The organism is Paenibacillus jamilae (assembly GCF_050482105.1).
GTDB lineage: Bacteria > Bacillota > Bacilli > Paenibacillales > Paenibacillaceae > Paenibacillus > Paenibacillus jamilae_B.
The window spans coordinates 23526-50043 of record NZ_JBCNHI010000019.1; the positions used below are offsets into that span (position 1 = coordinate 23526).

A 26518-nucleotide genomic window follows, 5' to 3' on the forward strand; every position below is an offset into this window, starting at 1 on the left:
GAGGGGAAAAGGCCGCTCTGCGTTTCATTTGATCTTACGATCGCTGTTACAGTGGGATTCTTTGATAATGTAAAACACCTATAGGTGAGGATTCCACTGCAAGCTTATGCTTGCGTAGAGAGCTTTCCTTTGGAAAGCTTTTAGGTAAATATATTTTCAGTAATAGCTATTCCATGGACGGAAGGGGTGTGTCGTATGAAGGTATCTTTATTTATTACCTGCCTGAGTGATGCCATTTATCCCAAGGTAGGGGAAGCGATGGCCCGCTTGCTTGCCAGATATGGTGTCGAGCTGGAATTTCCCAAGGTACAGACATGCTGCGGGCAGCCGTCCTATAACAGCGGCTATTGGGATGAAGCAAGGGCTGCGGCAAAAACGATTTTGAAAGCGTTTAATGACAGCGATTTTGTCGTAGCACCTTCTGGTTCCTGCACATATATGATTCATCATTATCCGGAATTGTTTAAGGATGAGCCTGAGTGGCTGGATTCAGCACGGAGGCTGGAGCAAAAGACGTATGAGTTTACACAATTTATGGTACAGGTGCTTGGCGTGACCGATGTGGGCGCGTCTTTTCCGCATACGGTAACCTATCATCCGTCTTGTCATGGAACACGTTTGCTCGGCGTAAAGGAGGAGCCAATGAAGCTGCTTGGCAGCGTAAAGGATTTGCAATTAGTGCCGCTTCCTTTTGCTGAGGACTGTTGTGGGTTTGGTGGTACTTTTGCGGTGAAAATGCCTGATATTTCGGGAGCGATGGTGACTGAAAAAGTAGATCATATCAGGGAGACGGAAGCTGAGGTACTGGTCGGACTGGACATGGCCTGCTTGATGAACATCGCGGGTAATCTCAGATATCGGAAAGAGCCCGTTCGGGTGATGCATCTAGCAGAGCTGTTGTACGAAGGGGTGAAGCATGCATGACCGCTGTACATACACACACTATGAACCAAAAGGTCAAAAAACGTGCAGAGCTGGCTCTGAATGATGATTTTTTGCGGAATGCCGTTCGTTTCACTACCGAACGGCTACGTAATGGCAAGCGAATAGCCTCAGAGCAGCATGGAAATTGGGAGGAATGGCGTGAGCGGGGGCGTCAAATTCGGCTTCATACCATTGCCCATCTGGACTATTACCTAAATCTGTTTGTAGAAAATGCCCGTGCCAACGGGGTGCATATCCATTTTGCCGCTACCGCAGTGGATGCTGTGCGCATTACATTGGATATTGCTGAGCATAATCAAGCCCGTTCTGTCGTCAAATCCAAGTCGATGGTGTCGGAGGAGCTGCATTTGAACCAGGCGCTGGAAGGTGCAGAGATCGAGACGATTGAAAGTGACCTCGGTGAGTATATTATTCAACTGGCAGGAGAGGCACCGTCCCATATCGTCATTCCAGCAATTCACAAAAACCGCTATCAAATTGCCGAACTGCTGTCCAAAGAAGCGGGGGAGGAGTTGTCCGCAGATACGACAATTTTGGCGGGCTTTGTCCGCAAAAAGCTGCGTGAAAAATTTCTAGAAGCGGATATTGGCATGACAGGCTGTAATTTTGCCATTGCCGAGACGGGTTCCATGGTCCTGTTCGAAAATGAAGGCAACGCACGTATGGTTTCCACTCTGCCCAGAACGCAAATCACCCTGATGGGTATGGAGCGGATTATTCCATCCTGGACAGATTTGGAGGTGATGGCTACATTGCTGCCACACTCCGCTACTGGACAAAAGCTGACGATGTATATGTCCGGTATTTCAGGACCCCGGCGCAGCCAGGATGCCGATGGACCGGAGGAAATGCATATCATCATCGTAGATAACGGGCGTTCGCTTCAGCTAGGCAATCCTGAGTTTCAGGAGCTGTTAAATTGCATTCGCTGCGGCGCTTGTCTGAACGCTTGTCCGGTGTACCGGCACATTGGGGGACACGCGTATGGCGGGACATATAGCGGCCCTATCGGTGCAGTGCTTACGCCTGCTCTTCACGGCAACATTGAAGAGTGGAACGATATTGCGAGTGCGTCCAGTCTGTGTGGAGCGTGTTATGAAGCCTGTCCGGTCAAAATACCACTGCATGAAATGCTGGTTTATTTGCGTAGGCGCAAGGTGGAGGCGGGACAAGGGGATAAGCTGGAGACGATCGGGATGAAAGGTTTTGCGGCGGTAGTTTCCAGCTCGAAGCGATTCGCTACGGCGATCAGACTCGGGCAGATCGCACAGAAAGCGGTGGTTCGTAAGGGAGAAATTCCCCTTAAGCTTGGTCCCTTAAAAGGCTGGAATACGTATCGTGTGGCCCCGAGTCTGGCAAAAAAATCCTTCCGCCAGCATTGGAACACACTGGAGCGAGAGCTGGAGCAGGAACGCAAGGTCATGCATCCGGACATTCTCAGTCGAATGGAGGCGATCTTGGCGGATAGAAGTAAAGGAGGGACGCAGCATGAGTGAACAGCGTAATTCTTCTGCGCAAGCAAAAGCGGAGCATGAAGCGTGGCTTCATCACATGCAGGCAGAATCCCGTGTTAAGCAGGCGCGCTTTATGGAGGGCATTGCGGCCCGGCTCAAGCGTCCGCGACAGACAGAGCCACCGATGCAGCCGTTTCGCGGTGCACCTGCGTTTTGGCACGAATTCGAATGGAGCGCGGAGCAGCGCATCGAGGAGTTTACCGCCAACTTTACAAGTGTTGGCGGACATGTGGTGCGTCTGCCGGATCTGAAGGAAACGGCAGACTGGATCGCACGCAAAGCGCAAGAACTGGGAGCGGCCTATATCATCCGGCAGAATGAGCCGGATCTGGATGCGCTCCAGTTGGAAGCAGCGCTGCCGGAAGTCCGACTGTCGGTGTGGAACACCGATCCAGCCGAAGACTGGAAGGCACGCGCCGCGGAGGCCGATATCGGCATCGTTATAGCCGATGAGGCAGCCGCCTACACCGGCTCGGTAGCAGTGCTATCCTCGCCGGAGAAGGGGCGCTCGGTTAGTCTACTGCCGACCGTGCTGATCATTCTCCTGCCAGTGGAGCGTCTGCGAACACGACTGGGCGAGATTTTAAGCCGCTTTGACGAAGCCGGGCGAGAGCAATTGCCCGCAGGCATTCATTTTATTACTGGACCGAGCCGCTCGTCGGATATTGAAAACGATTTGACGATTGGTGTACATGGACCGGGTATCGTTTATACGTTGTTGATTGGTTAGCGTTATACTGCCCGTCTAACGGGCGCGATAAATCGGAAAACGGGTTTCGAAATCCGTTTGTCTGCGATTGCTCCTAACCGAAATGTGGCCATTGTGTAGCTCGGTAATGCTTTTGGTAATGGCAAGGCCCAGCCCGGTACCTCCGGTTTCCTTGGAGCGTGATTTGTCTACTCTGTAAAATCGTTCAAACAGATGTGGGACATCTTCCGGTGGAATCGGGGTACCGTAGTTGGTGCAGATCACTATCGCTTCATCGCCTTCACGTCCTATCGTGATATCGAGACGCTTGCCCTCCTTTCCATATCGAATCGCATTGGAAAATAAATTTTCATACAGGCGTACCAGCTCGTCCGTGTCGGCCAAAATCCGAACAGGCTCAACGATTCGGACATGATAAGACATGTCCGCCTGTTCCAGTGAGGGCACAAATTCCTCAGCAAGCTGAGTGAGCAATTTGCCGAGGTCTACAGGCTCCAGTTCCAACGGCAGGCTGCCACCACTCACACGCGTGTATTCAAACAACTCGTCGATCAGCTTTTTAAGCGTCAGCGATTTTTCATAAGCAATATTCACATAGTAGCGCAGCTCAATTTCGTCCCGGTAACGATCGGTTTCGATATACTCCAAAAAGCCGATCACGGATGTTAGCGGGGTGCGAAGATCGTGGGATACGCCAGTGATTAGGTCATTTTTTACTTTGGCAGAAGCCCGTTCTTCTTCTAGTGAGAGACGGAGCTTGTCTGCCATGGTGTTCATATTTTTCGCCAAGGTTGCCAGCTCATCCGCGGAGGATACCGGAATCGAATAGGATAGATTTCCGTCCGCGAAATTCTGCATCCCTGTCGTAATCTCGCGTAGATAGCCAATCGTATTTTTGGTAAAAAGGAAAAAGAAATAAATATATAAAGGCAGCCCGCACACCAGCATGATTAGGGAGGAACCAATGTGATTTACGGTCCAGCGGATCAGCCGGGTGCCAAAAAATGAACGGGACGGATTCAGCCATAACAGCAAAGACGCTCCATAATAAAACACCATTAAAATCAACCCAGTTAAAGTGAAGGCGGCAAGGCTAAGGGCTGCCAGCTTCCATCCCAGCGTGTCGTATCGTTTTGCCTTCAAGATGCAAGTCCTCCATTAATCGAATTTATCCATTTTATAGCCGATGCCCCACACCGTTTTCAGGTATTTAGGTTTTCTCGGATCTGTCTCAATTTTCTCGCGAATTTTACGCACATGAACCATTAGCGTGTTGTTGGATTCCAGATATTGCTCCTTCCAGACCTTTTCATAAATCTGCTCCATGCTTAGCACTTGACCCCGGTGTCGAGCCAACAGCTCAACAATGGCGAATTCACGCGGAGTCAGCTTAATGGATTCTCCAGCAAGAGTAACCTCATGCGTAACAGCGTTAATGGAGAGTTCATCCAGCACCATTTCATGCTCCAAAGCAGGTGAGGATTGGGTATACTTCCGTACTCTACGCAGCTGGGATTTGATGCGTGCTACCAACTCCAGCGGACTGAACGGCTTGGTAACATAATCATCGGCTCCAACGCTAAGTCCTGTGATTTTGTCCATATCTTGTCCCTTTGCAGACAACATAATAATTGGAAAATGCTCGGTTTCCCTGATTTTCATGCAGGCTTCAATCCCGTCCATGTTGGGCATCATCACATCCAGCACCATTACATCTATCTGTTCCCGATTAACCTGCTCCAGCGCTTCGAGTCCGTCGCGTGCCATGAGCAAGCGATAGCCTTCATTTTCTAAATAAATTTGCATGAGCTTAATAATCTCAGGTTCATCGTCTACTAATAAAATGGTTCCGTTATGCATGATTTTGCACCCTTTCTGTTCTTTCCAGCTGTATACAATATGGGCGTATTATATACTTTTTTGAGGGTGGAGGCTATGGACACTGATCTCAGGTCGCTTGCTGGCTGGTAGTTGACCGAACAAAATCCACGCGAATGGCAGGAAGCGGGTGATGACCGACACGACGAGCCAAGAGCAAAGAAGTGCGCAGAAAAAACCTCCAGCGTACCACACATGAATAAGCTGCGCTGAGCCGATGTGTGGTGAAAATTGCCGATACAGAAGCAGGAAGAACGGGTGTATCAGATAGACACCAAAAGATAGTGTGCCCAGACGTTCCAGCTTGCGAATGACAAAGGAATGTTGCCTTCTATACATTAAAAAGGAAATCTGTAGTAATACCAGCGTACTAGACAGGCTGTACATGTTATACATAAGTTCAAAAACGAGCGAATTGTATGAGGCTCCATATAATCTATTTTCGTACCACATATAGACATGAATGGTAGCTGAAATCAGCCATAAAGCCCAAATTGCGATCCATGTCAGCACGCCAGCAAGACTTCGTTCCCCTTTACGCATCAGAAACCAAGTTCGAAGCTGGGGATAGTAGTAACCGAGGGCTGCGCCCAGCATATAGCAGGCCACATAGGACAGCGCCCAGCTGCCTTTATTTTGAACCTGAAAGAGATATTTATTGCTAATAATAAATGCCCACTGTACCAACAGCCCAATGACAATAGACCATTGTGGAAATTGCCGATAACGCTGGAACAGCCACAGTGCGCATGGAAATACAAGATAAAATTGCATCATAATAAAAATATAATATAAATGGGTGTACGCTTTGCCTGTGGCCAGCTCCAGAGCAAAACTTTCCGCCAGTGTAGGTATACTCCATGGTTCGGTACTTCCAGCCATAAGGGACAGAATGAAATAAAAAAGAGAGAACATGACATAAGGCAAGAGGATGTACAGCAATCTCTGCTTATAAAAGCGTTTTAAGAGCTGTCGTCCCAGTGGACGATCCTTATAGTTGTAGAACAGCACCATACTGCTAAGCGCGATAAATACAGGAGTACCATACTTCATCAACACATTGAGCGCATTATACACAACATAAAGGCTGGAATTTGTAAGCTGGACCGTTGCGTAAGACGTGGCATGTACCATTAGGACGGCTAGAATCGCCATGGCTCTGACCAACTGCAATTCGGGAATTTTTTCTTTGGTCGTAGGCTTCATAATTTTCATTTCCTTTCAGTAGTGAACTATATCTTGTTGAACTCTTTCTATTAAAAGACAAAGTTCTTAACAACCTGAAAGGGAGTGGCTTAAGAACCGCTTATGAACTTCTTAACTTTTGTTAAGAATAAAAAAGAACTTCCATAGGCTCAAAATGAGCGGCATGGAAGTTCTTTTTTATACTCATGTTCATTTTTATTTGCAACGTTTGATAGGTGCGCGTCTAATTTGTCCACGAATGGCGCCGTTCGGATGACGGATTGTGCGGACGTTGACGTAGGCGTTGCCCTCTCTGATTTGGCACACCAAATCATAAATGGTTCTGCTTTTGAGCGGACCAGTAAGATCACATGCACGTAGTACACCACTAACGACGCCTCTTTTTACTGTTATCCCAAACTTTGAAGGACCAAATAGGGTAGCAACAATCGGTCCGTTTTCACCTCTTCGTCCCAGATGAATGTGCGCTTCAGTTACTCGTGAAATATTGCGAACCGTCAGCTCAAAGCTTAATTGCTGGCTTGACGGACGGTAATGAAATTCCGCAGTTCCTGTCGCATTTGTTCTGACAGGAGGCACTTCATTAGCCCCCCTCAACGTGGCTCTAAACTTATTGGACATTACGTCCCTCCTTTCCCAGTGTTGATTTAGTGTATTCACATGGACAGAGAAAGGGCTGCACATTCGCCTATTCATCAGAAGTTGTGTGTTTTACAAGTGATTTAGTCCAAGCGTAAAATGAATTTTTTCATAGTCTATGAGTATCTGGTAGAGAGGGGGGAGATTCTATGGGAACATTTATTGATGGGAGAACATCCCAGAATGCTTCAACAGCCAACTCTATTGCCATTCCGATTACTCTTTTAAATACGCCTCAATTGTTCGGGCAGATCGGATTAAACACACAGGGAACTACAGGTACGCCACGGGTTCTGCTTAAAGGAACCATTTCACTTCAGCTTCCGCTTGCTTTAGCCGGAATTACGATCACTATCGTAAGAGGTACGCTCATAACTGACCCTGTTGTTTATTCGGCTACATCTACTTTTAATTTGAGTTTATTAGCTCCACAGGTAATTGCGTTCTCGGCCGATGACTTTAACCCGCCGATTTCACCACAATTGGTTTATACAGCTTTTGTTTCTTCTAACCTGTTGGGAACAATACGTGTAGGTCCAGAGAGCTTTGACGGTATTCTTGTTTCAGATTAATGTAGTAATCTTGAAGCTAATTTATAAAGCTTCGCAGTTGGAACTGCGAAGCTGTTCTATTTGCATAAGAATTACATAGGTACAACCGTGCAACTATTGGTAGAATTTTATGTATGCGCTTACAAAATATATTCTTTGCTTCGCTCAATTATAAAAATCTGGAGGAGGAATAAAGAATGAAGTGGAAAAAAGGATTGACTGGTATGCTTTTAGCAGCTTTTTTATGTGGTGCGCCAGGGCTGGGTATAGCTACTCCGGTACATGCATCCACTGGCGAGTACAAGTTTGATTTTGGCGGGGGTGCGGTCGAAGCGGGTTATACCGGAGTGAGCGCTTCGCTGTCCTATGACTCAGCACGTGGCTATGGCTTTCGTACTCCTGAGAATATGCGTAATGTCAATGCATCGGGGACTGGAGTGGCAAGTGATGCCGTACAATTCTTGGCTACAGGTACAAAAAGCAAAAATACTTTTGACGTCGATCTTCCTCCAGGTTTGTATGAGGTATCGGTTACTTTAGGAGATACCTCACGTTCGAGTATTGCAGCTGAAGGGGTATATCAGGTCATAAATATGACGGGAAATGGGGCAAAGGATCGCTTTCAAATCCCCGTGACAGACGGACAGCTAAATCTGCTGGTTACTGAGGGCAAAGAGGGCGCATCCTTCACCCTCAGTGCACTGGAAATCAGGCATTTGTCTAGCAATCCGGTTACGAATCGCACGATTTATATCGGCGGGGATTCTACGGTATGTAACTATTATCCGTTAGATAGCAGCGTGCAGGCGGGCTGGGGTCAACTGCTGCCAGAGTTTGTAAACACAAATACTTTTCAAATCCGCAACATGGCGTCAGGGGGCCAAATTGCCAGAGGCTTTCATCAGGACGGCCAGTTGGAGGCAATCGTTCAATATATTAAGCCGGGGGATTATTTTATTCTCCAATTAGGCATAAATGACACCAATCCAAAGCATAACGAAAGCGAAGCAGAGTTTAAGGACTGGATGCGGGATATGATCCGGCAGGTGAAGGCTAAGGGGGCGACGGTAATCCTGTCAACACCGCAAGGCCGAGCCACTGATTTTAATGCTAACAATGTACACAACGCAGAAAACAGATGGTATAGAAGCGCTATATTGGCGCTGGCTCAAGAGGAACAAACGCCTTTAGTGGATCTGAATGTTCTCAGCTCGGCTTATTTCACCTCTATTGGCAAAGAAGCTACACTGGCCCTGTATATGAACGGTGATACACTGCATCCAAACCATGCCGGTGCAAGAGAACTGGCGCGATTGGTAGCACAGGATTTAAAAAGACAGGGCCTGAGTGGATTCTAAATTGCAATGATAGGTCCCCCCCTGTTTCTTACATTTGTAGGAGCAGGGGTTTTTGGCCTCTGTTCAGGGTGCTATAATAATAATGGAAAAAAGCAATAGTAATGCGGAGGAATTAGAACATGCAGCCTTTCACTGCCCGTGTGCTTCAAATTATCTTGCTGATTCCTGAGGGGAAAGTAATGACTTACGGTCAAATTGCGGCAGAGGCCGGAAGCCCAAGGGGGGCTAGACAGGTGGTGCGTATTTTGCATACACTGAGCCAAAAGCATCGACTTCCATGGCATAGAGTAGTTAACCGTTTGGGTGAGATTGCTTTGCAGGAGGATGAGTCCGCATCCTTGCAGCGACTGTATCTGGAAGAGGAGGGCATACAATTTAATGCAAATGGACGCATCCCGCTGGATCAATATCTTTATCAGCCGCAGGCGGAGATGGAAGAATAGAATAGAATGAGGAACAAGCCATGGTGGCAATGATTTTGAGATATTACATTAGCCTGTATCCTCGCCCAAAAGAGACGGGACAAATCAAGCTATGATTTGTCCCGTCTCTTTTTAATTTGGCGTATCATGTAGATTAACGAACGATGGTGTTATATATAGCACTAGATTTCCCAGTAAGCTTATCCAATCAGATGCTGCTGGTCACGCTGGGCAAGGTGAAAAGAAATACTGTTCATCAGCGGTATATCGTTATTGTTTCGGGCTTCCCGAATGAGTTGTTTCTTTTTGTGTTCGGATTCGCGCAGAAAGCGAGTCATCCACAAATCAGACGGTTCGTTAGTAGTTGTCATGCGAGATTCTTTTATCATCTATTAACCCTCCTAGTGAGCGGCTGTTATTCTTTCTCTAGTATATGTTCCAAACCTTAATAGTTGCTGTTAGTTTCCTTAAAATTAGCTGAAATTTAGGTAAAGTTCAGGTAAAAACAGATTAAATCTATGTCTGGTGGGGTGTGAAGTAGTTTACAACGAGTAATCTGGCCGTAAAGGTTACAAAAATGTATTGTTTTGACACCTTGTACCAACATAAACGTGAAAGTACAATTAGAATGCGAAGAATTCGTGGAAATTTATGTCGAAAAGAATGGAAAAGATTCGAAGTATTCACCGAGAGGGGAGAAATTTATTTATGAAGCAAAAAGCGGCTGCCGTGCTGCTTGTATTGTCCTTTTCTACAGGTCTTGTCCCCATTGTACAGGCTGACAGTTCATCAGAAAGCATTTCAGCAAATGTGTCAGTTAATTCATCTGCTGCGGCTACGTCGAAGACATCATCCGTAACAGCACAGGCTCTACCTCCATTAACGCTTAAGCAGGCAGTAGAATGGGCCCAGACGAACAGCTACAATACGCGTACCGCCGAGCGGGATGTAGAGCGTCGTAGACTTGAACTAAAAAATGCAGAAAAGGATTTGGGAAATGCATTTGTTGATTTTATAGACGGTGAATATGTCGGTGATGAGACTTCTTGGAGAAATTATAACTCTTCGACACTATCCTATCTAGCCAGCAAAAAGCAGGCGCAATATGCCAAAGACCAGATTTATTTTAATGTAATGAAAAGCTACCAAAGTGTGTTTGTAGCAGAGAATCAAGTGAAAAATGATCTGGAGGCGCTTGAAATCGCCCAAGCGGAGGAAAAGATTGCACTTGCCAAATTTACGCGCGGCAAGTTGTCTGAATACGCGAAAAACGAGAGTACTCAGGCCAGAATCCAGGCAGAGCAAACTGTCGAGCAGGGAAAAATTGCGTTGCAAAAAGCCAGGGATGCTCTGAACTTCCTCATGGGACAGCCTAACGGAACAGCCTATGAAATGGTGGATCGCCCCGTGTACAAGGAACCGAAGAAGCTGGATATCGAATTACATATACAACAGCTGACAGACATGAATCCGAATTTATGGAAGCTGGAGGATAGTATCAAAACTTCGGAGCTCAACGTGAGATATTTTGATTTTAACAGCGGCGCAGGAGCTTACGATCTAGCTAAAATGGATGTCGATACAGCCAAAGAGGAACTCGCCAAAGGTCAAAAGGATTTTGCCGAATCCCTTCGCAATTTGTATGCCACGGTTAAGGAAAACCAAAAGAAATACGTACAACTGGAAGAAAGCTTGCGTACGGCAAAAGAGGCTTTGGAGTTATCGCGCAAGAAGTGGGCCAGAGGTCTAATTATCGAAATGGAATTGAAAAATAATCAGTTGAAAGTGAACCAAATTGAGCGGCAAATGGAAGAGCTGGCGATTGAGCTGGATCAAAATGAGTATACGTTGAACAAGCCATGGAGCACATAGGGAGGAAAAGGCGTTGGCAAAAACGGTTTTAAATGATGCTTTAATCAAGCTACGGAGAAAACGGAGAAAAAAGTGGATCTGGACTGCGGTTGTTTTACTGGTTGTAGGTGGAGGCGGAGCGGCAGTATATCTGAATATGCCCAAAGAGCAGGCAGCACCTATAGTTCAGGATGAGAGGCTTAAAGTAGAGCGCGGCGATGTGAGCGAGAAGCTCGACACGTCGGGCACTGTGCAAGCATCCAAGGAAGTGAAGCTGAACTTCACGAGTGCAGGCGACAATAAGTTGGCTGCGGTGAACGTGAAAGCCGGAGACAAGGTGAAAAAAGGACAAGTGTTGGCGCTTCTGGACAGCTCGGAAATTAAAATGCAAATTCAAAGTGCGTCTGATTCTTTGGAAATATCCAAGTCCAAACTGGCTGAATTGGAAAAAGGTCCGAAGGCAGAGGATATTGAAATCCAGAAAACCAATGTACTTCGGGCCAAAATGGCTGTCGATACTGCGCAAGAATCATTTGAGCTAGAAGAAGCCGAAAGCCAGAAGAAAGCCTCTCAAAAGCAGCTGGAGCAAGCGCGGAAGGCGTATGAAGACCAAAAGTTTTTACATGATGCTGGAGCGGTGTCTAACAGTGAATTGGAGCAGGCAGAGCAAGCGCTGGATAAAGCACAGACGGACTATGATGGTCTAGATCTGCAGTTCCGCAAAATCATGTCGCAAAAACGTCGCACTATTTCAGAGGCTGAAATCGGCTACCGTGCCGCATTAGCTGAGCTTCATAAGACTCAGGTTCCGGCTGATGCATCGAGTATTCAATCCTCACGGATAGAGGTGCGAAGGCTGGCGACTGAGCTAGAGCAGAAAAAAAATGAACTGAACAAGCTTCAGGTCACGGCACCGTGGGACGGAGTGATCCTGAAGGTGAACGGAGATGTGGGGACCAGTCCGACGGCTCCATTTATTACCATGAACAACTCGGATTCCAACGATCTTAAAGTAGTTGTGAAGGTAAGTCAGAACGACATTGTCAAGGTAAAGAAGGGGCTTTCGGCTGTGTTGTCGACCAATGCCTATCCGGGTGAATCGTTCCCAGGGAAAGTGCAATTCGTCTCACCGGAAGCTTCTACGGATGAAGGGATGACAACGTATCTGATGGAACTGTCTGTTCATGACCCGAAAGGGAAGCTTAAAACAGGCATGATTATGAATGTGGCTGTTATTTTGGGAGTACACAAAAATGTACTGTTCGTTCCTGCGACTGCACTGAGATCCGAAGGAGGACAGGACGGTGTGTATGTTTCTGCTAATAACGCTGCGAATCCGGGGGCACGCACATTCAAGCCTGTAGAACTTGGATTTTACACGCCAGACCGAGTAGAGCTTAAGTCCGGTGTTAAGGAGGGGGACACGATTATTGTGCCTGCCCCTGAGCCTCCGCCAGATCCTTCCGCAATGGGCGGCATGCAGGGAGGCTTTTAAACAGGCATGAGATATGTTATTCAGATTGAGGGTTTGAAAAAAGTATACCATGTCGGAGATCAGGAAATTCATGCTCTGCGTGAGGTTCAGCTTGATATTGCCGACGGTGATTTTGTTGCGATTATGGGACCGTCTGGATCAGGCAAATCCACAATGATGAATGTCATCGGCTGTCTGGATCTACCTACGTCAGGACAATTTTATTTGGATGGATATTCGATATTAGATGCCCGCGAGGATGAACTGGCTATTATACGTAATCAGAAAATCGGATTTGTATTTCAAAAATTCCATTTGCTTCCCCGATCAACAGCTCTGGAAAACGTGGAACTGCCTATGATCTATGCGGGTGTTTCTGCCAAGGAGCGTCGTTTGCGGGCCATGGAAGCCCTCACAAGCGTAGGACTAGGCGACCGGATGAACAACAGACCAAACGAATTGTCAGGCGGTCAGCAGCAACGTGTATCCATTGCACGCGCACTTGTGAATAATCCGGTTATTCTCTTGGCGGATGAACCGACAGGAGCTTTGGACTCCAAAACAAGTGTGGAAATCATGGGGATCTTTCAGCGATTGAACGATCAGGGGAAAACGGTTGTACTGGTTACTCATGATCAGGAGGTTGCGGAATATGCCAAGCGTCTGATTCACTTTCGGGATGGGCGGATTGAAGAGGATCAGCCTGTTGAGAAACGAAGAATGGCGGCAGAGGAAGTGAAGGCATGAAGTTTCAGGAAATTATTCGTGTATCGCTCAACAGTTTGCGCACCAATATGCTGCGATCCTTACTGACCATGGTGGGCATTATTATTGGTGTGGCTGCTGTGATTGCGATTGTGGCCATTGGTAAAGGATCAACGGCTACGATTACATCGCAGATCAACAGTATGGGAAATAATCTGCTGATGATTTATCCTTATGCTCCATATGATGGATCAAGTTCCATGTCGTTTAATCAAACGAAAGGAATATCACTGGAAGATATCGAGGAGCTAGAGAAGCAAAAGGCAGTAGCCGAGGTGGCACCAAGTGCGATGACCAGTGCAGATATTACATGGAGTCGCAATAAGGTCAATGTACAAATTGAGGGGACCTCGCTGGGATTTGTTCATGTGAGAAAGCTGTCGCTCGCTCAAGGCAGATCGTTTACCCACTATGAAGTGGATAAACGATTGAATGTGGTGGTATTGGGGAGTGATGCGGCCCGTAATATTTTCGGTCCGGATGCTTCCAAATCGGTAGGTGAGATCATTATGATCAAGCAACTGCCCTTTAAGGTGGTTGGTGTGCTGGCTAATTCCAATTCCAATTCCAATATGAATAATAGTGGACAGCAGGTATATGTGCCGATTACAACGGGGATGGAACGACTAGGCAATATGAGCATTCAGCAGGTGAATGCCTCTGCAACAACAGAGGACAAGATCGATCAGGCAAGTGCTGAAATTCGGCAGGTGCTGCGGACCAGGCATGAGCTAAAGCCCTCAGAGGGCGATGATTTTCAAATTATGACCCAGACGGAAATCCTAAAAACAGTGTCCGGGGTTGACCGGGTTATGAATATGCTGCTGATCGGTGTAGCTGCAATTGCGCTTGGTGTTGGCGGTGTCGGCATTATGAATATTATGCTGGTGTCCGTCACAGAGCGTACGAGAGAAATCGGAATTCGCAAAGCAATTGGTGCGCAACGCAGCGATATTATGCTGCAGTTTGTGGCTGAGGCTGTTTTTCTCAGTCTAATGGGCGGACTGGTCGGCGTAATGGTGGGTCTTGGGGGTGCAAAGCTGCTCGAGAAATTCGCCCAAATGCCGATTGTGTATTCGGTAGAGCCAGTTCTGTATTCTTTTCTGTGCTGTATGGGAGTTGGAGTGCTGTTCGGAGTATATCCGGCGCGCAAGGCCTCGAAGCTGCGTCCGATTGATGCTTTAAGATACGAATAGGAAAGCGGGTGCTTTGCCTTACTCGAAAGAGAGGGATAAAGCACCCGTTTTTTTGTATGAAATAAGTGTTTTAAATGATAAAAGAACGTGAATAACCACTTTAATTTTATATATGTGATGTTTTATATGCTTTTTTAGGTTGATTTATTATTATATATGACGTATTATATTCAATATCAGATCGCAAGTTAAAAAGGAGGGGCGTTCATCATCGACCTTACGGCAAGACAAGTAGAAATTTTAAACATCGTACAAAAGCATGCCCCGATTACGGGTGACCAGATTGCGGAAATGCTTAATCTCAGTAAGGCGACCATTCGGACCGACCTATCCAAATTGGGCATTCTGAATTACATAGATGCAAAGCCCAAGGTCGGTTATTTTGTTGGAAAGCGGGGCACGCCGAACCGGGAGGAAAAATTCCGGCTTTTGCAAATGAAGGTCGGCGATCTTCACGGGGTTCCAGTCATCGTACGTGAAACCACCACAATTCAGGAAGCTGTCGTAGCTCTTTTTTTGGAAAATGTGAGCAATTTGATCGTAACTGATGAAGACGGAGATTTGGCAGGAGTAGCTTCTCGCAAGGATCTGCTTAAGGTAACGTTAGGCAATCCCAATGCAGCAACTATTCCTGTCAGTCTGGTAATGACCCGACAAGCGAATGTGGTTACTGTTTCGCCAGAGGATACCGTATTAGAGGCGGCACGCAAAATTATTGCCCGTCAAATCGACAGCTTGCCTGTCGTCGTCCCTTCGGATTCCGACAAACCAGGAGAGCATTGGAAAGTCGTGGGACGTATTACAAAAACAAATATTATTAAAATGTTGCTCGATATGGTAGCAGAGGATTAATGGGAGGAATCGAATGGTTCAGGCGAGCAGTCATTTTATAGCGATCTGTTCAGACTCAATTGGCGAGACAGCAGAAGCTGTCGTACAGGCGACCATGCGCCAATTTGAGTTACCAGACACAGAGATCAAAAGATTTATGAACGTGAGGGATGAAGACGAGCTAAGTCGGGTAATGGAGGAAGTTGCCGAACGCAAAGGCTTTGTAGCTTATACGCTGGTACAGCCGGAATTGAGAGAGGCGATGAAAGAGGAGGCTGTCCGGCTGAATGTGCGTGCTGTCGATATTATGGGACCGATGATGCAGGCGTTCGCCGATACGTTTCATAACGATCCTAAAGAGAAGCCTGGTCTACTGCACCGACTGGATGACAACTATTTTCGGCGTGTCGAGGCACTGGATTTTGCGGTTCAATATGATGACGGCAAAGATGTGAGCGCCATTCTCAAAGCAGATATTGTATTGCTTGGAGTGTCTCGTATTTCCAAAACTCCTTTATCCATGTTTCTCGCACACAAAGGTTATAAAACAGTCAATATTCCGGTAGTACCGGAGCTAACACCACCTATTCAGTTAAAGGATGTTCAGCGTGGCCGAGTGTTCGGATTGACGATCCAGCCGGAACTGCTGTTGAAAATACGCAGTGAACGACTAAAGGTAATGGGGCTTCCTAACAATGTGCAGTATGCTACAGCAACGAGGGTGGAAGAGGAAATCGCGTATGCACAGTCTCTGTTTCAAGAGCTGAATTGTCCGGTCATTGATGTTACAGATAAAGCAATTGAAGAGACAGCAGGCTTGATTATCCGAATGTTGTAGAAGCGAAGTAACTTAGAAGCAGCTTATATACAGAGAACATGAATCACAGGATACAGGAGTGTAAATATAAAAGGCAGCAAAACTGCCTTGAAAATATTAATTTGCCTATGGATAACAATTATTTTTAGGAGAGGTGGAGGGATAAGTATGGAGAGTCAAATGGCATTGGAATTCGTTCGAGTTACAGAGGCAGCGGCACTGCAATCGGCACAATGGACAGGGCGTGGAGATAAGAATAGTGCGGACGAGGCGGCAACGGTAGCCATTCGTACTCATTTTAACGCGGTATCCATGGACGGTACGGTTGTAATTGGTGAAGGCGAGATGGATGAGGCTCCCATGCTGTATATCGGGGAGAGAGTAGGCAACCGCAGAGGACCGGCCATGGACATTGCTGTTGATCCTCTGGAGGGGACGGAAACGGTGGCGAACGGTTTGAATAACGCACTGTCGGTCATTGCTGCTGCACCTCGTGGGAGTCTGCTTCATGCCCCGGATATGTATATGCAAAAATTAGCCGTTGGCCCGGCACTGGCCGGAAAGCTGTCACTAGAGGACACGATCCCGACTACCTTATCAAAAGCAGCGCGAATTTTGGGGAAATCCTTGTCCGATCTTACAGTATCAATTCTGGATCGTACACGGCACACCGGAATCATCCAGCTTCTGCGGGAAAGTGGCGTTCGGATTAAGCTGCTTGGCCATGGGGATGTGATGGGCGCAATCGAAACCTGCCTGGATAGCGGTGTAGATTTGCACATCGGCTCTGGTGGCGCTCCTGAGGGAGTATTGGCAGCGGCAGCGCTGAAATGTATGGGCGGAGAAATACAGGGTCGCCTGCTGCCTCATGGAGAAGAAGAGATTGCACGTTGCAAACGCATGGGTATTACTGATCCGGGGGCGTTGCTGTCGATGGAGGATATGGTCGGACGCCAAGGCGTGATGTTTGTCGCTACAGGGGTGACGCCTGGTGAGTGGTTGCAGGGAGTTCGTTCTCTGCCAGGTCACAGAGCTGAAACTCATTCAGTTGTAATGCATTCGCAAACAAAAACAATTCGTTTCGTACGAAGCATTCACCATATAGCTGATTCTTCCGGTACGCTTGCGGCAGCAGCATCCTCTTGATAGTTGAAGTTAAGACTTCTCCCACTGTCGAAATCAATCATAATAAACTTATATAACAGCAAGTCTCTAACAACAGGGAGACTTGCTGTTTGCCGTTACTGATTTTTGGGAGGCGAAAAGACTAAAAGCAAGGATATAAATTTCTAAATAAAAGGCACTTTTGAAGTGAAATAGAAACGTTTCAATTAAGGTTTCAAAAGAAATTTCATAGCTTGGAGAGATAAAAAATCAATTCTCACTAAATTTTTTAGACGAAGAGTCAAAAAAAATTATGGAAAATGTAGTTCTATTGAACTACATAAAAGCCCTGCTTAATAAAAATTTAAAGAGTTATTAATTTTGGTTTATGTGAGCTTGTTTTAAATTAATTCCATTATATAGGACGTTAAGGAGAGGTGCGGAAAAAGGCGGAATTTGTCGGATGATATCAGGTTGAATTTGTTACATTTATGTTAATGGCATGTAAAGATAAAATTGTTATAGGATAAGGGGTTTGGGCGTAATTGTAAATCACAATAATTTTAGTTTTACAATATTCTTGAAAATGTGAAACTATGTTTTAAGCCTAATTTGCAGACCCATGAGGAGCAGATAATGAATGAAAAAGTAAAATTGTTGTTTTTGTAGTTTGGAAACAAATAGAATAATATGGATTTTAGTTTATTTTTATGAAGCTCAGCAATTTAGCACTTTTGTCCCATGTCAAGCCGTTTTAAAGTTTGTATATTTAAAAAAGCTAGAAAGTGTTGGAAGAAAAAAAGAGATATAAGGATTTACTGTAAAATTATGAACTGCATAGAGGATGGAGGAATTCATGTGACGACTCGATCACAATCTTGGTTCGCGAAAACAGAGGTTCAACCGACTGCGAAGCTCCAATTATTTTGCTTCCCCTACGCCGGCGGCGGTGCTTATATATTTAACTCTTGGAAGTCCAGGCTCGCACCTGATATTACCGTGTTACCAATACAACTCCCAGGACGTGAGAGCCGCTCCATTGAAGCTCCACTGGAAACCCTTCAAGACATCGTTCAATCATTGGTCCCAGCCATGACTCCATACATACATAAGCCATTTGCCTTTTTTGGGCACAGCATGGGGGCATTGATTGCATTTGAAACAGCACGGCAGTTGTACAGCAAAACTGGAAAACTACCTGTGCATATTATCGTATCTGGTAAATCTGCCCCTCATCTTCCGTACTCGAAAAAACAACTTCATGATTTAGCAGACGATTCTTTCACTGAAGAGCTTCGTTTGATGCAGGGTACACCTGAAGAGGTGCTGCAAAATGCAGAATTGATGCAAATTATTATGCCTCGTCTGCGTGCAGATTTTAAGGTATGCGAAACTTATGTTTATCAGCCAGGAAATCCACTGGTATGCCCGATGACAGTTCTAGGGGGGACGGAGGATTTTGAGGTTAGCACAGATTCACTCCGTGCCTGGCAGCAGCATACAACGTCACCTATGGATGTCCGTATGTTCGAAGGCAATCACTTTTTCATCCATGAGCAAGAGCCAGAGGTTATGAGCGCAGTTGAGGACATTCTTTCTACATCTCCGCCGATGGCCCACACTGCGGCAGCTCATACATCTTACGACACAAGTACTCTACAACCACGATTTAGGCAGAATTAAATGTCCCACACACATCACGATACACTTCGTTATCGCTATCTCAGCAATTAACCGAAATCAACCCACCATGATGCATTTTCCAGCATAGATTAAATCCAACATTTCTGTACAGGCACTCATTCACTTCAGACACAGAGTTTACTTCAACGACGTCCATCGCCAATCTAATTAGTTCGCACTGCTCAAGTGTGGGCAATGAAAAAGAGGGATGCCCTTGTTTCGATCCAATTCTGCTTTTCGGAGACTTACACGTTATATAAAGCCGTATAACCTTTGGGTTTTTATAACCGTAATTTCTTCCCTGTGTTTGGCAGCTATCGACATTATTTTGGGTAAGGCCATAGAGCAAATGGCACAGGGGACATTCTCCTCTACCCAGAACATGGTCTATCTAGTTGTTGGTATGACGGTAATTGGAATGCCTTGTAAGTTTGTGATGAGGTACGCTTCAGCACGATTCAGTGTTAGTGCCCTGCGCGACTTGAGAGGCGATCTCGTACATAAGTTTTATGATTTACCTGTTGCCAGCGTGGAGAGGAAGTTTACTGGAGATTTAGTATCCCGTCTAACAAACAATACCGCGCTACTACAGAATTTTTTTATTCAGCAGTTTGCTAATCTATTTTATTTGCCACTGGTGTTTGCGGCATCATTAACGTTGCTTTTACTGACAAGCTGGAAACTGGTCGTGGCAAGTCTTGCGCTTATGCCTATAGGAATGCTCATTACATCACTGATGAGCAAGCCAATTGAAAAATACTCCAAGGAGCTTCAGGAGAAAATTGCTCATTTGAATGCGGTCGGACAGGATGCGATTGGAGGACTTCCTATCATCAAGGCATTCAATATGCAGGCTGTGCTGTTGAAGAAGTATATGGTGATTACGGAGGAGGTCATCAGGCGCGGATTGCGGCTGGAAAAACGCTATGCGTTCATTACTCCAGTAGGGGTGATGATGCTGGCAACACCGATTATTTTGGTCATTGTGTGCGGTGGATATCTGATCCAACAAGGTGAGCTAAACGCGGGAGGCATTGTCCTGTTTTTATATCTGATTTCGTTCATCCTGCAGCCCGTTGCCATGCTGCCGACGATCATTTCGCAAATGAAGGAAGCAGAGGGAGCGGCGAAGCATTTGTTTGAGGTACTGGATTGGCCGGATGAACGGCAAGACGGGGAAAGCACTTCAATTAGTCAAGATCATGAGGAAGACAATGCAGAAAGCAACAATGACATTGCTGTAGTCAGCTTTGAGCATTTGACCTTTGGCTACAGCGAAGGAAATACGGTGCTGAAGGATATTAGCTTCCAGGTAGGACAAGGAGAAACGGTAGCGATTGTTGGTGCCAGTGGTGGCGGTAAAAGCACTATTTTCAAGCTGCTTTGCGGATTTAATGAACCGGGAGAGCATGCTGGAACTCTTCAATTGTTTGGTAAGAATTTAACGGATTGGAATCTGACAAGTCTGCGCAGTCATATTTCGATGGTATCTCAGGAACCGTCGCTCTTTCCGGCCACTATTGCAGAAAATATCGGATATGGGCGTCTGGAGGCGACCCGCAAGGAAATTGTCGAGGCGGCGAAAGCGGCACATGCGCATGAATTTATTATTCAGCTACCCGAGGGCTATGAGACTCTGTTGAGCGAGCGGGGAGGCGGATTGTCCGGCGGACAAAAACAGCGTATTTCTATAGCAAGAGCATTGCTGAAAAATGCTCCGCTGCTTCTACTAGACGAGCCTACTTCAGCACTTGATAGCCAGTCGGAGGCTCAGGTACAGACTGCAATGAATGCGGCCATGCAAAACCGGACGGTACTGGTCATTGCCCATCGACTATCAACCATACGTCAGGCGAACCGCATTATCGTCCTTGATCAGGGGAGTATCGTGGAATCGGGTACCCATGAGGAATTATTAAGTCGTGACGGTGTGTACCGAAAGCTGTATTTGCAAAATTTTGAAGAAGGACAGCAAACAGCGGAAAACGGATATTCACTGCCTGAGGAAAGGAGTGAGCGTCGTGACCTTCAAGCAGGGGTTTTATGAATTCAAGCAATTGATGTCCCTGATGAAGCCGCACCGAAAATGGTATTTTACAGGGTTGGTTGGCAACAGTCTAACCAATGCCAGCATCACAATTTTGCTTTCTTTTGTGGTGCATTATCTGCTGAATTTTGCGGTTAATGGCGATGTACAGGAGCTATACCGAGCGGTTTATTTGGTCAGCGGGACATTTTTGGCATTAAGTCTTATTTCCCCTGTGTGCAGCTATATGTATAAACGATGTGTCAAGCTCGCGATTGCCGATGTACGAATGAAGCTATTCGGAAATGTTGTCAAGCTATCTTATGAAAAAGCTGAAAAACACCATTCGGGTAATCTTGTATCTCGTATGACGAATGATGTCCAAACGCTGGAGCAGGCTTACACCGTTCATATTCGCTCAATTATACTGGAAACTTCGCTTTTCTTAGGCTCTTTGGTCATTTTGATGGTGCTGGATTGGCGATTTGGAGTTATGGCGGTTTTGCTTGGTCTGGCCTCAGCTTGGATAAATGCTTATTTCGCGAAGAGAATGCGACATACGAGTGAAGAATTACAGGGACGGATGAGCAGGTTCACGGAACGATTGAGTGATTTGCTTGCCGGTTTACAGACGGTGAAGTTGTTTGGGCTAAGGACAAAGGTGGGTGGACTTTGCAACGATGCAAGCGAGGACATAAATCGCGTCAGTATCCGACAGGGACGTCACATGGGACTGCAAGATATGTGTAATTTTGTTATTGAATTTATCACTTTGGGCGGTGTGCTTGTTGCCGGATTGATCCTAGTTTCGCAGAAGCAAATGGAACTCGGAGTTTTGGGACAGATCGTGCAGCTGCAAACGGGTATTTCAACGGTATTTTTGGAGCTGGGGGCGGCTGTATCACTGTTACAAAACTCTTTGGCGGGCTTGGCGCGAATCCGCGAAATTCTGAATGAATCGAAGGAAGAGGAACAGTTCCCCGCGGCGAAGCAGAAGAGCCTGATGACCGGGCTTATCGGTCCGGGGGCGGCAGCTTCATCAGCCCGTAAATCTAAGGAGTCTTATGACGAGGTTGATATCGTGGATTCGGACCCCGCCATTGAACAGAGTGCAGCTGCGTTGGAATTGCACGACATCACCTTTGGCTATCAGCCAGAGCGCCCAACGCTGCGAAGATTGAGCTTGGTCGTGCCGGAAGGGCAAGTAACCGCGATTGTCGGTCCGAGTGGTGGTGGAAAAAGCACAGTGATGAAGTTGTTGCTGGGATTTTACCCACCAGACGAAGGTATACTGCGGATTCGCGGCCGCTTGGCAGAAGAACTTCGGTTGGATGAGGTTAGGAATTTAATGGCCTATGTACCACAGGAGGCTACATTGTTCCACGGTACAGTAGCGGATAATATCCGCTTTGGCTCACCGGATGCCACGGATGAGGAAGTAGAGGCTGCGGCCAAAACAGCCTATGCCAGCGGCTTCATAGCTGAGCTTCCGGAGGGTTACGATACGATTGTTGGTGAACGCGGAGCCAATTTGTCCGGCGGCCAAAGACAGCGGATCGCGATTGCCCGTGCTCTGCTCAAAAATGCACCGATTTTGCTGCTGGATGAAGCGACCTCAGCTCTGGATGCAGAATCAGAATATGAAGTTCAGCAGGGCTTAGATGAGCTGATGAAGGATCGTACGACATTAGTTATTGCCCATCGATTGTCTACGATTGAGCGGGCGGATACGATCTGTGTCCTTGCCGATGGTGAGCTCAAAGAACAGGGTACTCATGACCAGCTCATTGCTGAGGGTGGTCATTATGCGGAGCTATATGAGCTTCAATTTCGAAAGCATCCCGAGGAACAAACCGCATAAATATGCGAATTTTCTTTTTACCAAATATCTATTTTGCGAGGAGAGAGATGGATGACACAGCAAGATGTTCAATTGTTTTCCTTAAGCCAGCCACAGCAACGTATTTGGTATACGGAGCTTTTGTATCCTAATCGGAATACTTCAACCATTATTGCTACTGTAAAAATCAGAGGAACTGTTCGTATAGATGCATTGCAGCAAGCAATGAACCGGGTGATTGCCCAAAACGATTCTTTCCGTATCAAAATCACTGCTCAGGATGGAATCCCATATCAATATGTAGAGCCGTTTACAGCTGAAAGTATTGAAACGCTTCAAGTAACCCCGGAAGAAGCGAATGAATGGTTAAAGCGCCATAATCCACAGCCGTTCTCATTGTTGGATTCGCAGCTGTATCGATTTGTTATTTTGCAGTTAGGGACAGAAGAAACCTGGTTCAATTTTAAAATGCATCATATTATTTCGGACGGCGTGTCCATGAATCAGGCCATTAATGAAATCACTGGACATTATATGGATATTGTGCATGGTACAAGCCAGGATGCACCGACCAAAGGCAATCCTTATCTGGATTTTATTCAGGTAGAGCAAAGCTATGAGCAATCTGACCGTTATCAAAAGGACAAGACCTATTGGACGGAAAAGTTTGCTGATTTGCCAGAGACCACAGGCTTAAAATCATATAATCCGCTGACACTGAGCACAGCTGCACGCCGGGAGAGTTTTATACTGAAGCATGAATTGTATCGTGGTGTTACGGCTTTTTGCGAGGAACATAAAATCAGTATTTTCACGTTCTTCCTGGCGGCTCTGTATATTTATTTGCATAAAGTGACGGGGGAGCAAGACTTAACCGTAGGGACACTTTATGCCAACCGTACTTCTAAGAAAGAAAAGGATACTATCGGCATGTTCGTCAGCACCGTGGCAACGCGTCTGCTGGTCGAACCGGAATCCGAACTGCTGGCCTTCTTGCAGGGGGTAGGGAAGGAGCAGGCGTCTATTTTGCGGCATCAGCGTTACCCGTACAACAAAATTATTCAGGATTTGCGCGAACAGCAAAGCAGTCTGGACATCCAGCGTCTATTTGGGGCATCTATTCAGTACCGTACCTTGAGTTTCTCCCGTTTTGATGAAGCGATTCAGCAGGTGGATAACGATTTCTGCGGAGATACAGTGAATGACTTCGATATTCACATGGTTGAAATGCTGGATGACGACAGACTCGTATTATACCTGGATTATCGTACTGAGCTGTTTAGTGAACAGGAAATTGCTCGAATTATTCAACAATTTTTGAGTGTGGCGGAGCATATGGTACAGGGCCCACACAAGCAGATACAGGAATTATCGCTGATCAGTGAGGAAGAACGGGCGCAAATCGTCGACGTATTCAATGCCACAACAGTGGAATATCCACGCGAAGCAGGCATTCATGAGTTATTTGAGGAACAGGCGGCACGTATACCGAATCAGACAGCAGTTGTGTCTGGGAACGCTCATTTAACTTATGGCGAATTGAATGCTAAAGCCAATCGACTGGCTCATACGCTGCGCGGACACGGTGTTACTACTGAGCGAACTGTAGGTATCGTTGCTGAGCGTTCTGCAGATATGATTGTCGGTATGCTGGCGATTCTCAAAGCGGGCGGCGCATATGTGCCGATTGACCCTGATTATCCGGCTGAACGTGTACGCTACCTGTTGGAAGATTCGGGAGCGAAGTTGCTGCTGGTGCAGCATGCGGAACAGCAACCGGAGGATTACACCGGAATCGTGCTAGATCTTAGCGATGTCACGGTGTACGGATCAGAGAATACCCAAGGCGTAAATAACGTTCATGAGGAACAAAATGAAGCTTATCATGCGGATTATGCCGATTATACAAATCCGAAAAATGTGAATATAAAAGAATCCTCCTCGTCTGTCACAGATAGCACTACTGGAGTACAGACACATACATTTGGTAATCGACTAGCCTATCTTATGTACACTTCAGGCACGACCGGACAGCCTAAAGGGGTTATGGTAGAACACCGCAATGTTGTGCGTTTGGTGAAAAATACAAACTATGCGCAACTGGGTGCTGATACGCGCATTTTACAAACCGGTGCCGTTGTCTTTGATGCGTCCACCTTTGAAATTTGGGGTGCGCTGCTGAATGGAGGACAGCTTGTACTGGTGAGCCAGGATGTCATTTTGGATGCGCCGAAGCTCAAGGAAGCTGTCCGCAGCCATGGTATTACGACAATGTGGCTAACTGCGCCGCTCTTTAACCAGCTATCCCAGCAGGATCTGGAGTTATTTGAGGGGGTACAAGAACTGCTGGTTGGCGGTGATGTGCTGTCCGTACCGCACATTAACCGAGTGCTTGAGGCTCATCCGTCCTTACGGATTATCAACGGCTATGGCCCAACGGAAAATACAACTTTTTCTACAACTCATGCAATTGCTGGTGTGCAGTCAGAAGCGGTTCCAATTGGACGTCCGATTCACAACTCCACGGCATATGTTGTAGATCGTTCCATGCAGCTTCAGCCTGTGGGGGCCTGGGGCGAGCTGATCGTCGGCGGCGACGGGGTGGCACGTGGCTACCGGAATCGTCCTGACTTAACGGCTGAAAAGTTCATAGATAGTCCGTTCTGCAGTGGAGAGCGCTGCTACCGTACAGGCGATTTGGTTCGCTGGAATGAGGACGGGACGCTGGAATACAAAGGGCGGATCGACGCGCAAGTGAAAATTCGTGGCTACCGGATTGAATTGGGCGAGGTGGAAGCGCAGCTGTTGAAGCTGGAGGCGGTGCAAGAAGCCGTCATCATTGCACGTGAGGATGAGCAGGGACAAAAACAGCTTTGCGCATATGTGGTCACCCTTACGGATATTACGGCAAGTGAGCTACGAAGCGCCTTGAGCCAGGAATTGCCGGGTTACATGGTGCCGTCGTATTTTGTACAGATGGAGCAATTGCCGTTGACACCGAATGGCAAGGTGGATCGGCGGGCGTTGCCACAGCCGGAGGGAAGCGTGGATTCCGGCGAGGATTATGTAGCCGCCCGTAATGAGGTAGAGCGGACATTGGTATCGGTATGGCAATCTGTACTGGGTATCGAACAAATTGGTGTACTGGATAACTTCTTCCATTTGGGCGGCGACTCGATTAAGGCCATCCAGGTGTCTTCGAGATTGCTGCAAAATGGTTACAAGCTGGAAATGAGAGAACTGTTCCAGTATCCAACGATTGCTGAGCTGAATGGACGGGTGCAGCGGGTGACCCGCGTGTCCGATCAAGGAGAAGTCAGAGGAAATGTGGCCTTGACACCGATTCAGCACTGGTTTATTGAACAGCAGCCATCTAATCCTGAGCACTATAACCAGGCTCTGATGCTGCACCGTGAGGATCGTTTGGACGAAACGGCGCTTCATCAAACATTGCAACGCATTGTCGAGCATCATGATGCTTTGCGCATCGTATTCCGCCAAAATGCAGACGGTGGTTATGAAGCATGGAACCGTGGCGTGCAAGAAGGAGAGCTGTATAGCCTCGAAGTGGTGGATTATACCCAGGAGTCTGACTTTGCCCATTTGCTGGAGAACAAAGCTAGCGAAATTCAAAGCAGTATCCGTCTAGATGAAGGCCCGCTGGTGAAACTGGGTCTGTTCCGCTGCACCGATGGAGACCACTTGTTGG

22 protein-coding genes are annotated in these 26518 nt (G+C 46.8%); 17 read left to right on the forward strand and 5 right to left on the reverse strand.

Going from position 1 to position 26518, the window contains the following annotated elements; translation table 11 throughout:
• The first annotated feature begins 195 nt into the window (after positions 1 to 195).
• The 3 genes from ABEW32_RS18715 to ABEW32_RS18725 are packed head-to-tail and all read left to right on the forward strand — an operon-like array spanning position 196 to position 3189.
• Positions 196 to 924, forward strand: a complete 729-nt coding sequence (locus ABEW32_RS18715) for a (Fe-S)-binding protein (protein WP_430190518.1) — start codon at positions 196 to 198, stop codon at positions 922 to 924.
• Positions 921 to 2441 (forward strand): LutB/LldF family L-lactate oxidation iron-sulfur protein, encoded by a 1521-nt coding sequence (locus tag ABEW32_RS18720; RefSeq protein WP_430190521.1) that lies wholly within the window; start codon positions 921 to 923, stop codon positions 2439 to 2441. The genes ABEW32_RS18715 and ABEW32_RS18720 overlap by 4 nt, the downstream gene beginning before the upstream one ends.
• The gene (locus tag ABEW32_RS18725; RefSeq protein ID WP_430190576.1) at positions 2434 to 3189 is read left to right on the forward strand and encodes a LutC/YkgG family protein; all 756 of its coding nucleotides are present in this window, start codon (positions 2434 to 2436) and stop codon (positions 3187 to 3189) included. The genes ABEW32_RS18720 and ABEW32_RS18725 overlap by 8 nt, the downstream gene beginning before the upstream one ends.
• A gap of 15 nt (positions 3190 to 3204) precedes the next feature.
• Here ABEW32_RS18725 and ABEW32_RS18730 read toward each other — a convergent pair whose 3' ends face one another.
• The 4 genes from ABEW32_RS18730 to ABEW32_RS18745 all read right to left on the reverse strand — a co-directional run bounded on the left by ABEW32_RS18730 (position 3205) and on the right by ABEW32_RS18745 (position 6873).
• Positions 3205 to 4311, reverse strand: a complete 1107-nt coding sequence (locus ABEW32_RS18730; RefSeq protein ID WP_430190524.1) for a sensor histidine kinase — start codon at positions 4309 to 4311, stop codon at positions 3205 to 3207.
• Between the two features lie 15 nt (positions 4312 to 4326).
• Positions 4327 to 5028, reverse strand: coding sequence for a response regulator transcription factor (locus tag ABEW32_RS18735; RefSeq protein ID WP_430190526.1), 702 nt, complete (start codon positions 5026 to 5028; stop codon positions 4327 to 4329).
• A gap of 48 nt (positions 5029 to 5076) precedes the next feature.
• Positions 5077 to 6252, reverse strand: a complete 1176-nt coding sequence (locus ABEW32_RS18740) for an acyltransferase (RefSeq protein WP_430190579.1) — start codon at positions 6250 to 6252, stop codon at positions 5077 to 5079.
• Between the two features lie 195 nt (positions 6253 to 6447).
• Complete coding sequence (locus tag ABEW32_RS18745; protein ID WP_430190528.1) at positions 6448 to 6873, reverse strand: CHRD domain-containing protein; 426 nt, start codon at positions 6871 to 6873, stop codon at positions 6448 to 6450.
• 167 nt (positions 6874 to 7040) lie between these two features.
• Here ABEW32_RS18745 and ABEW32_RS18750 point away from each other — a divergent pair, with 167 nt between their 5' ends.
• The 3 genes from ABEW32_RS18750 to ABEW32_RS18760 all read left to right on the forward strand — a co-directional run bounded on the left by ABEW32_RS18750 (position 7041) and on the right by ABEW32_RS18760 (position 9243).
• Positions 7041 to 7463, forward strand: coding sequence for a hypothetical protein (locus ABEW32_RS18750; protein ID WP_430190531.1), 423 nt, complete (start codon positions 7041 to 7043; stop codon positions 7461 to 7463).
• A gap of 176 nt (positions 7464 to 7639) precedes the next feature.
• On the forward strand, positions 7640 to 8800 hold the full coding sequence (locus tag ABEW32_RS18755; RefSeq protein ID WP_430190534.1) for a rhamnogalacturonan acetylesterase: 1161 nt from the start codon (positions 7640 to 7642) through the stop codon (positions 8798 to 8800).
• A gap of 119 nt (positions 8801 to 8919) precedes the next feature.
• On the forward strand, positions 8920 to 9243 hold the full coding sequence (locus tag ABEW32_RS18760) for an MGMT family protein (RefSeq protein WP_430190537.1): 324 nt from the start codon (positions 8920 to 8922) through the stop codon (positions 9241 to 9243).
• A 179-nt stretch (positions 9244 to 9422) separates the two neighbouring features.
• Here the strand turns inward: ABEW32_RS18760 and ABEW32_RS18765 are convergent, their stop codons facing one another.
• Complete coding sequence (locus tag ABEW32_RS18765) at positions 9423 to 9611, reverse strand: hypothetical protein (protein WP_430190540.1); 189 nt, start codon at positions 9609 to 9611, stop codon at positions 9423 to 9425.
• A 319-nt stretch (positions 9612 to 9930) separates the two neighbouring features.
• Between ABEW32_RS18765 and ABEW32_RS18770 the strand changes: the two genes are divergently transcribed.
• The 11 genes from ABEW32_RS18770 to ABEW32_RS18820 form a co-directional block, all read left to right on the forward strand.
• Positions 9931 to 11094 (forward strand): TolC family protein, encoded by a 1164-nt coding sequence (locus ABEW32_RS18770; protein WP_430190542.1) that lies wholly within the window; start codon positions 9931 to 9933, stop codon positions 11092 to 11094.
• 13 nt (positions 11095 to 11107) lie between these two features.
• Positions 11108 to 12568 (forward strand): efflux RND transporter periplasmic adaptor subunit, encoded by a 1461-nt coding sequence (locus tag ABEW32_RS18775; protein ID WP_430190544.1) that lies wholly within the window; start codon positions 11108 to 11110, stop codon positions 12566 to 12568.
• Positions 12569 to 12574: 6 nt separating this feature from the next.
• Positions 12575 to 13294, forward strand: coding sequence for an ABC transporter ATP-binding protein (locus ABEW32_RS18780; RefSeq protein WP_430190547.1), 720 nt, complete (start codon positions 12575 to 12577; stop codon positions 13292 to 13294).
• Positions 13291 to 14508: an ABC transporter permease gene (locus tag ABEW32_RS18785; RefSeq protein ID WP_430190550.1), complete on the forward strand. Its 1218-nt coding sequence runs from the start codon at positions 13291 to 13293 to the stop codon at positions 14506 to 14508. Before ABEW32_RS18780 ends, ABEW32_RS18785 begins: the two co-directional genes overlap by 4 nt.
• A 207-nt stretch (positions 14509 to 14715) precedes the next feature.
• Entirely contained in the window at positions 14716 to 15360 is a 645-nt protein-coding gene (locus tag ABEW32_RS18790) for a helix-turn-helix transcriptional regulator (protein ID WP_026065509.1), read from the forward strand.
• Positions 15361 to 15373: 13 nt separating this feature from the next.
• Positions 15374 to 16177, forward strand: a complete 804-nt coding sequence (locus tag ABEW32_RS18795) for a pyruvate, water dikinase regulatory protein (RefSeq protein ID WP_430190553.1) — start codon at positions 15374 to 15376, stop codon at positions 16175 to 16177.
• A gap of 147 nt (positions 16178 to 16324) precedes the next feature.
• On the forward strand, positions 16325 to 17302 hold the full coding sequence (gene glpX, locus ABEW32_RS18800) for a class II fructose-bisphosphatase (RefSeq protein ID WP_430190556.1): 978 nt from the start codon (positions 16325 to 16327) through the stop codon (positions 17300 to 17302).
• Positions 17303 to 18118: 816 nt separating this feature from the next.
• Positions 18119 to 18943 carry a thioesterase II family protein gene (locus ABEW32_RS18805; RefSeq protein WP_430190559.1) on the forward strand — a complete coding sequence of 275 codons (825 nt, stop codon included), beginning with the start codon at positions 18119 to 18121 and terminating at the stop codon, positions 18941 to 18943.
• A 214-nt stretch (positions 18944 to 19157) separates the two neighbouring features.
• Positions 19158 to 20990, forward strand: a complete 1833-nt coding sequence (locus tag ABEW32_RS18810; RefSeq protein ID WP_430190562.1) for an ABC transporter ATP-binding protein — start codon at positions 19158 to 19160, stop codon at positions 20988 to 20990.
• A complete protein-coding gene (locus ABEW32_RS18815) occupies positions 20965 to 22830 on the forward strand; it encodes an ABC transporter ATP-binding protein (RefSeq protein ID WP_430190565.1) in 1866 nt (621 codons plus the stop codon). The genes ABEW32_RS18810 and ABEW32_RS18815 overlap by 26 nt, the downstream gene beginning before the upstream one ends.
• 51 nt (positions 22831 to 22881) lie before the next feature.
• On the forward strand, positions 22882 to 26518 hold a 3637-nt coding region (locus ABEW32_RS18820), incomplete at its 3' end, for a non-ribosomal peptide synthetase (protein WP_430190568.1).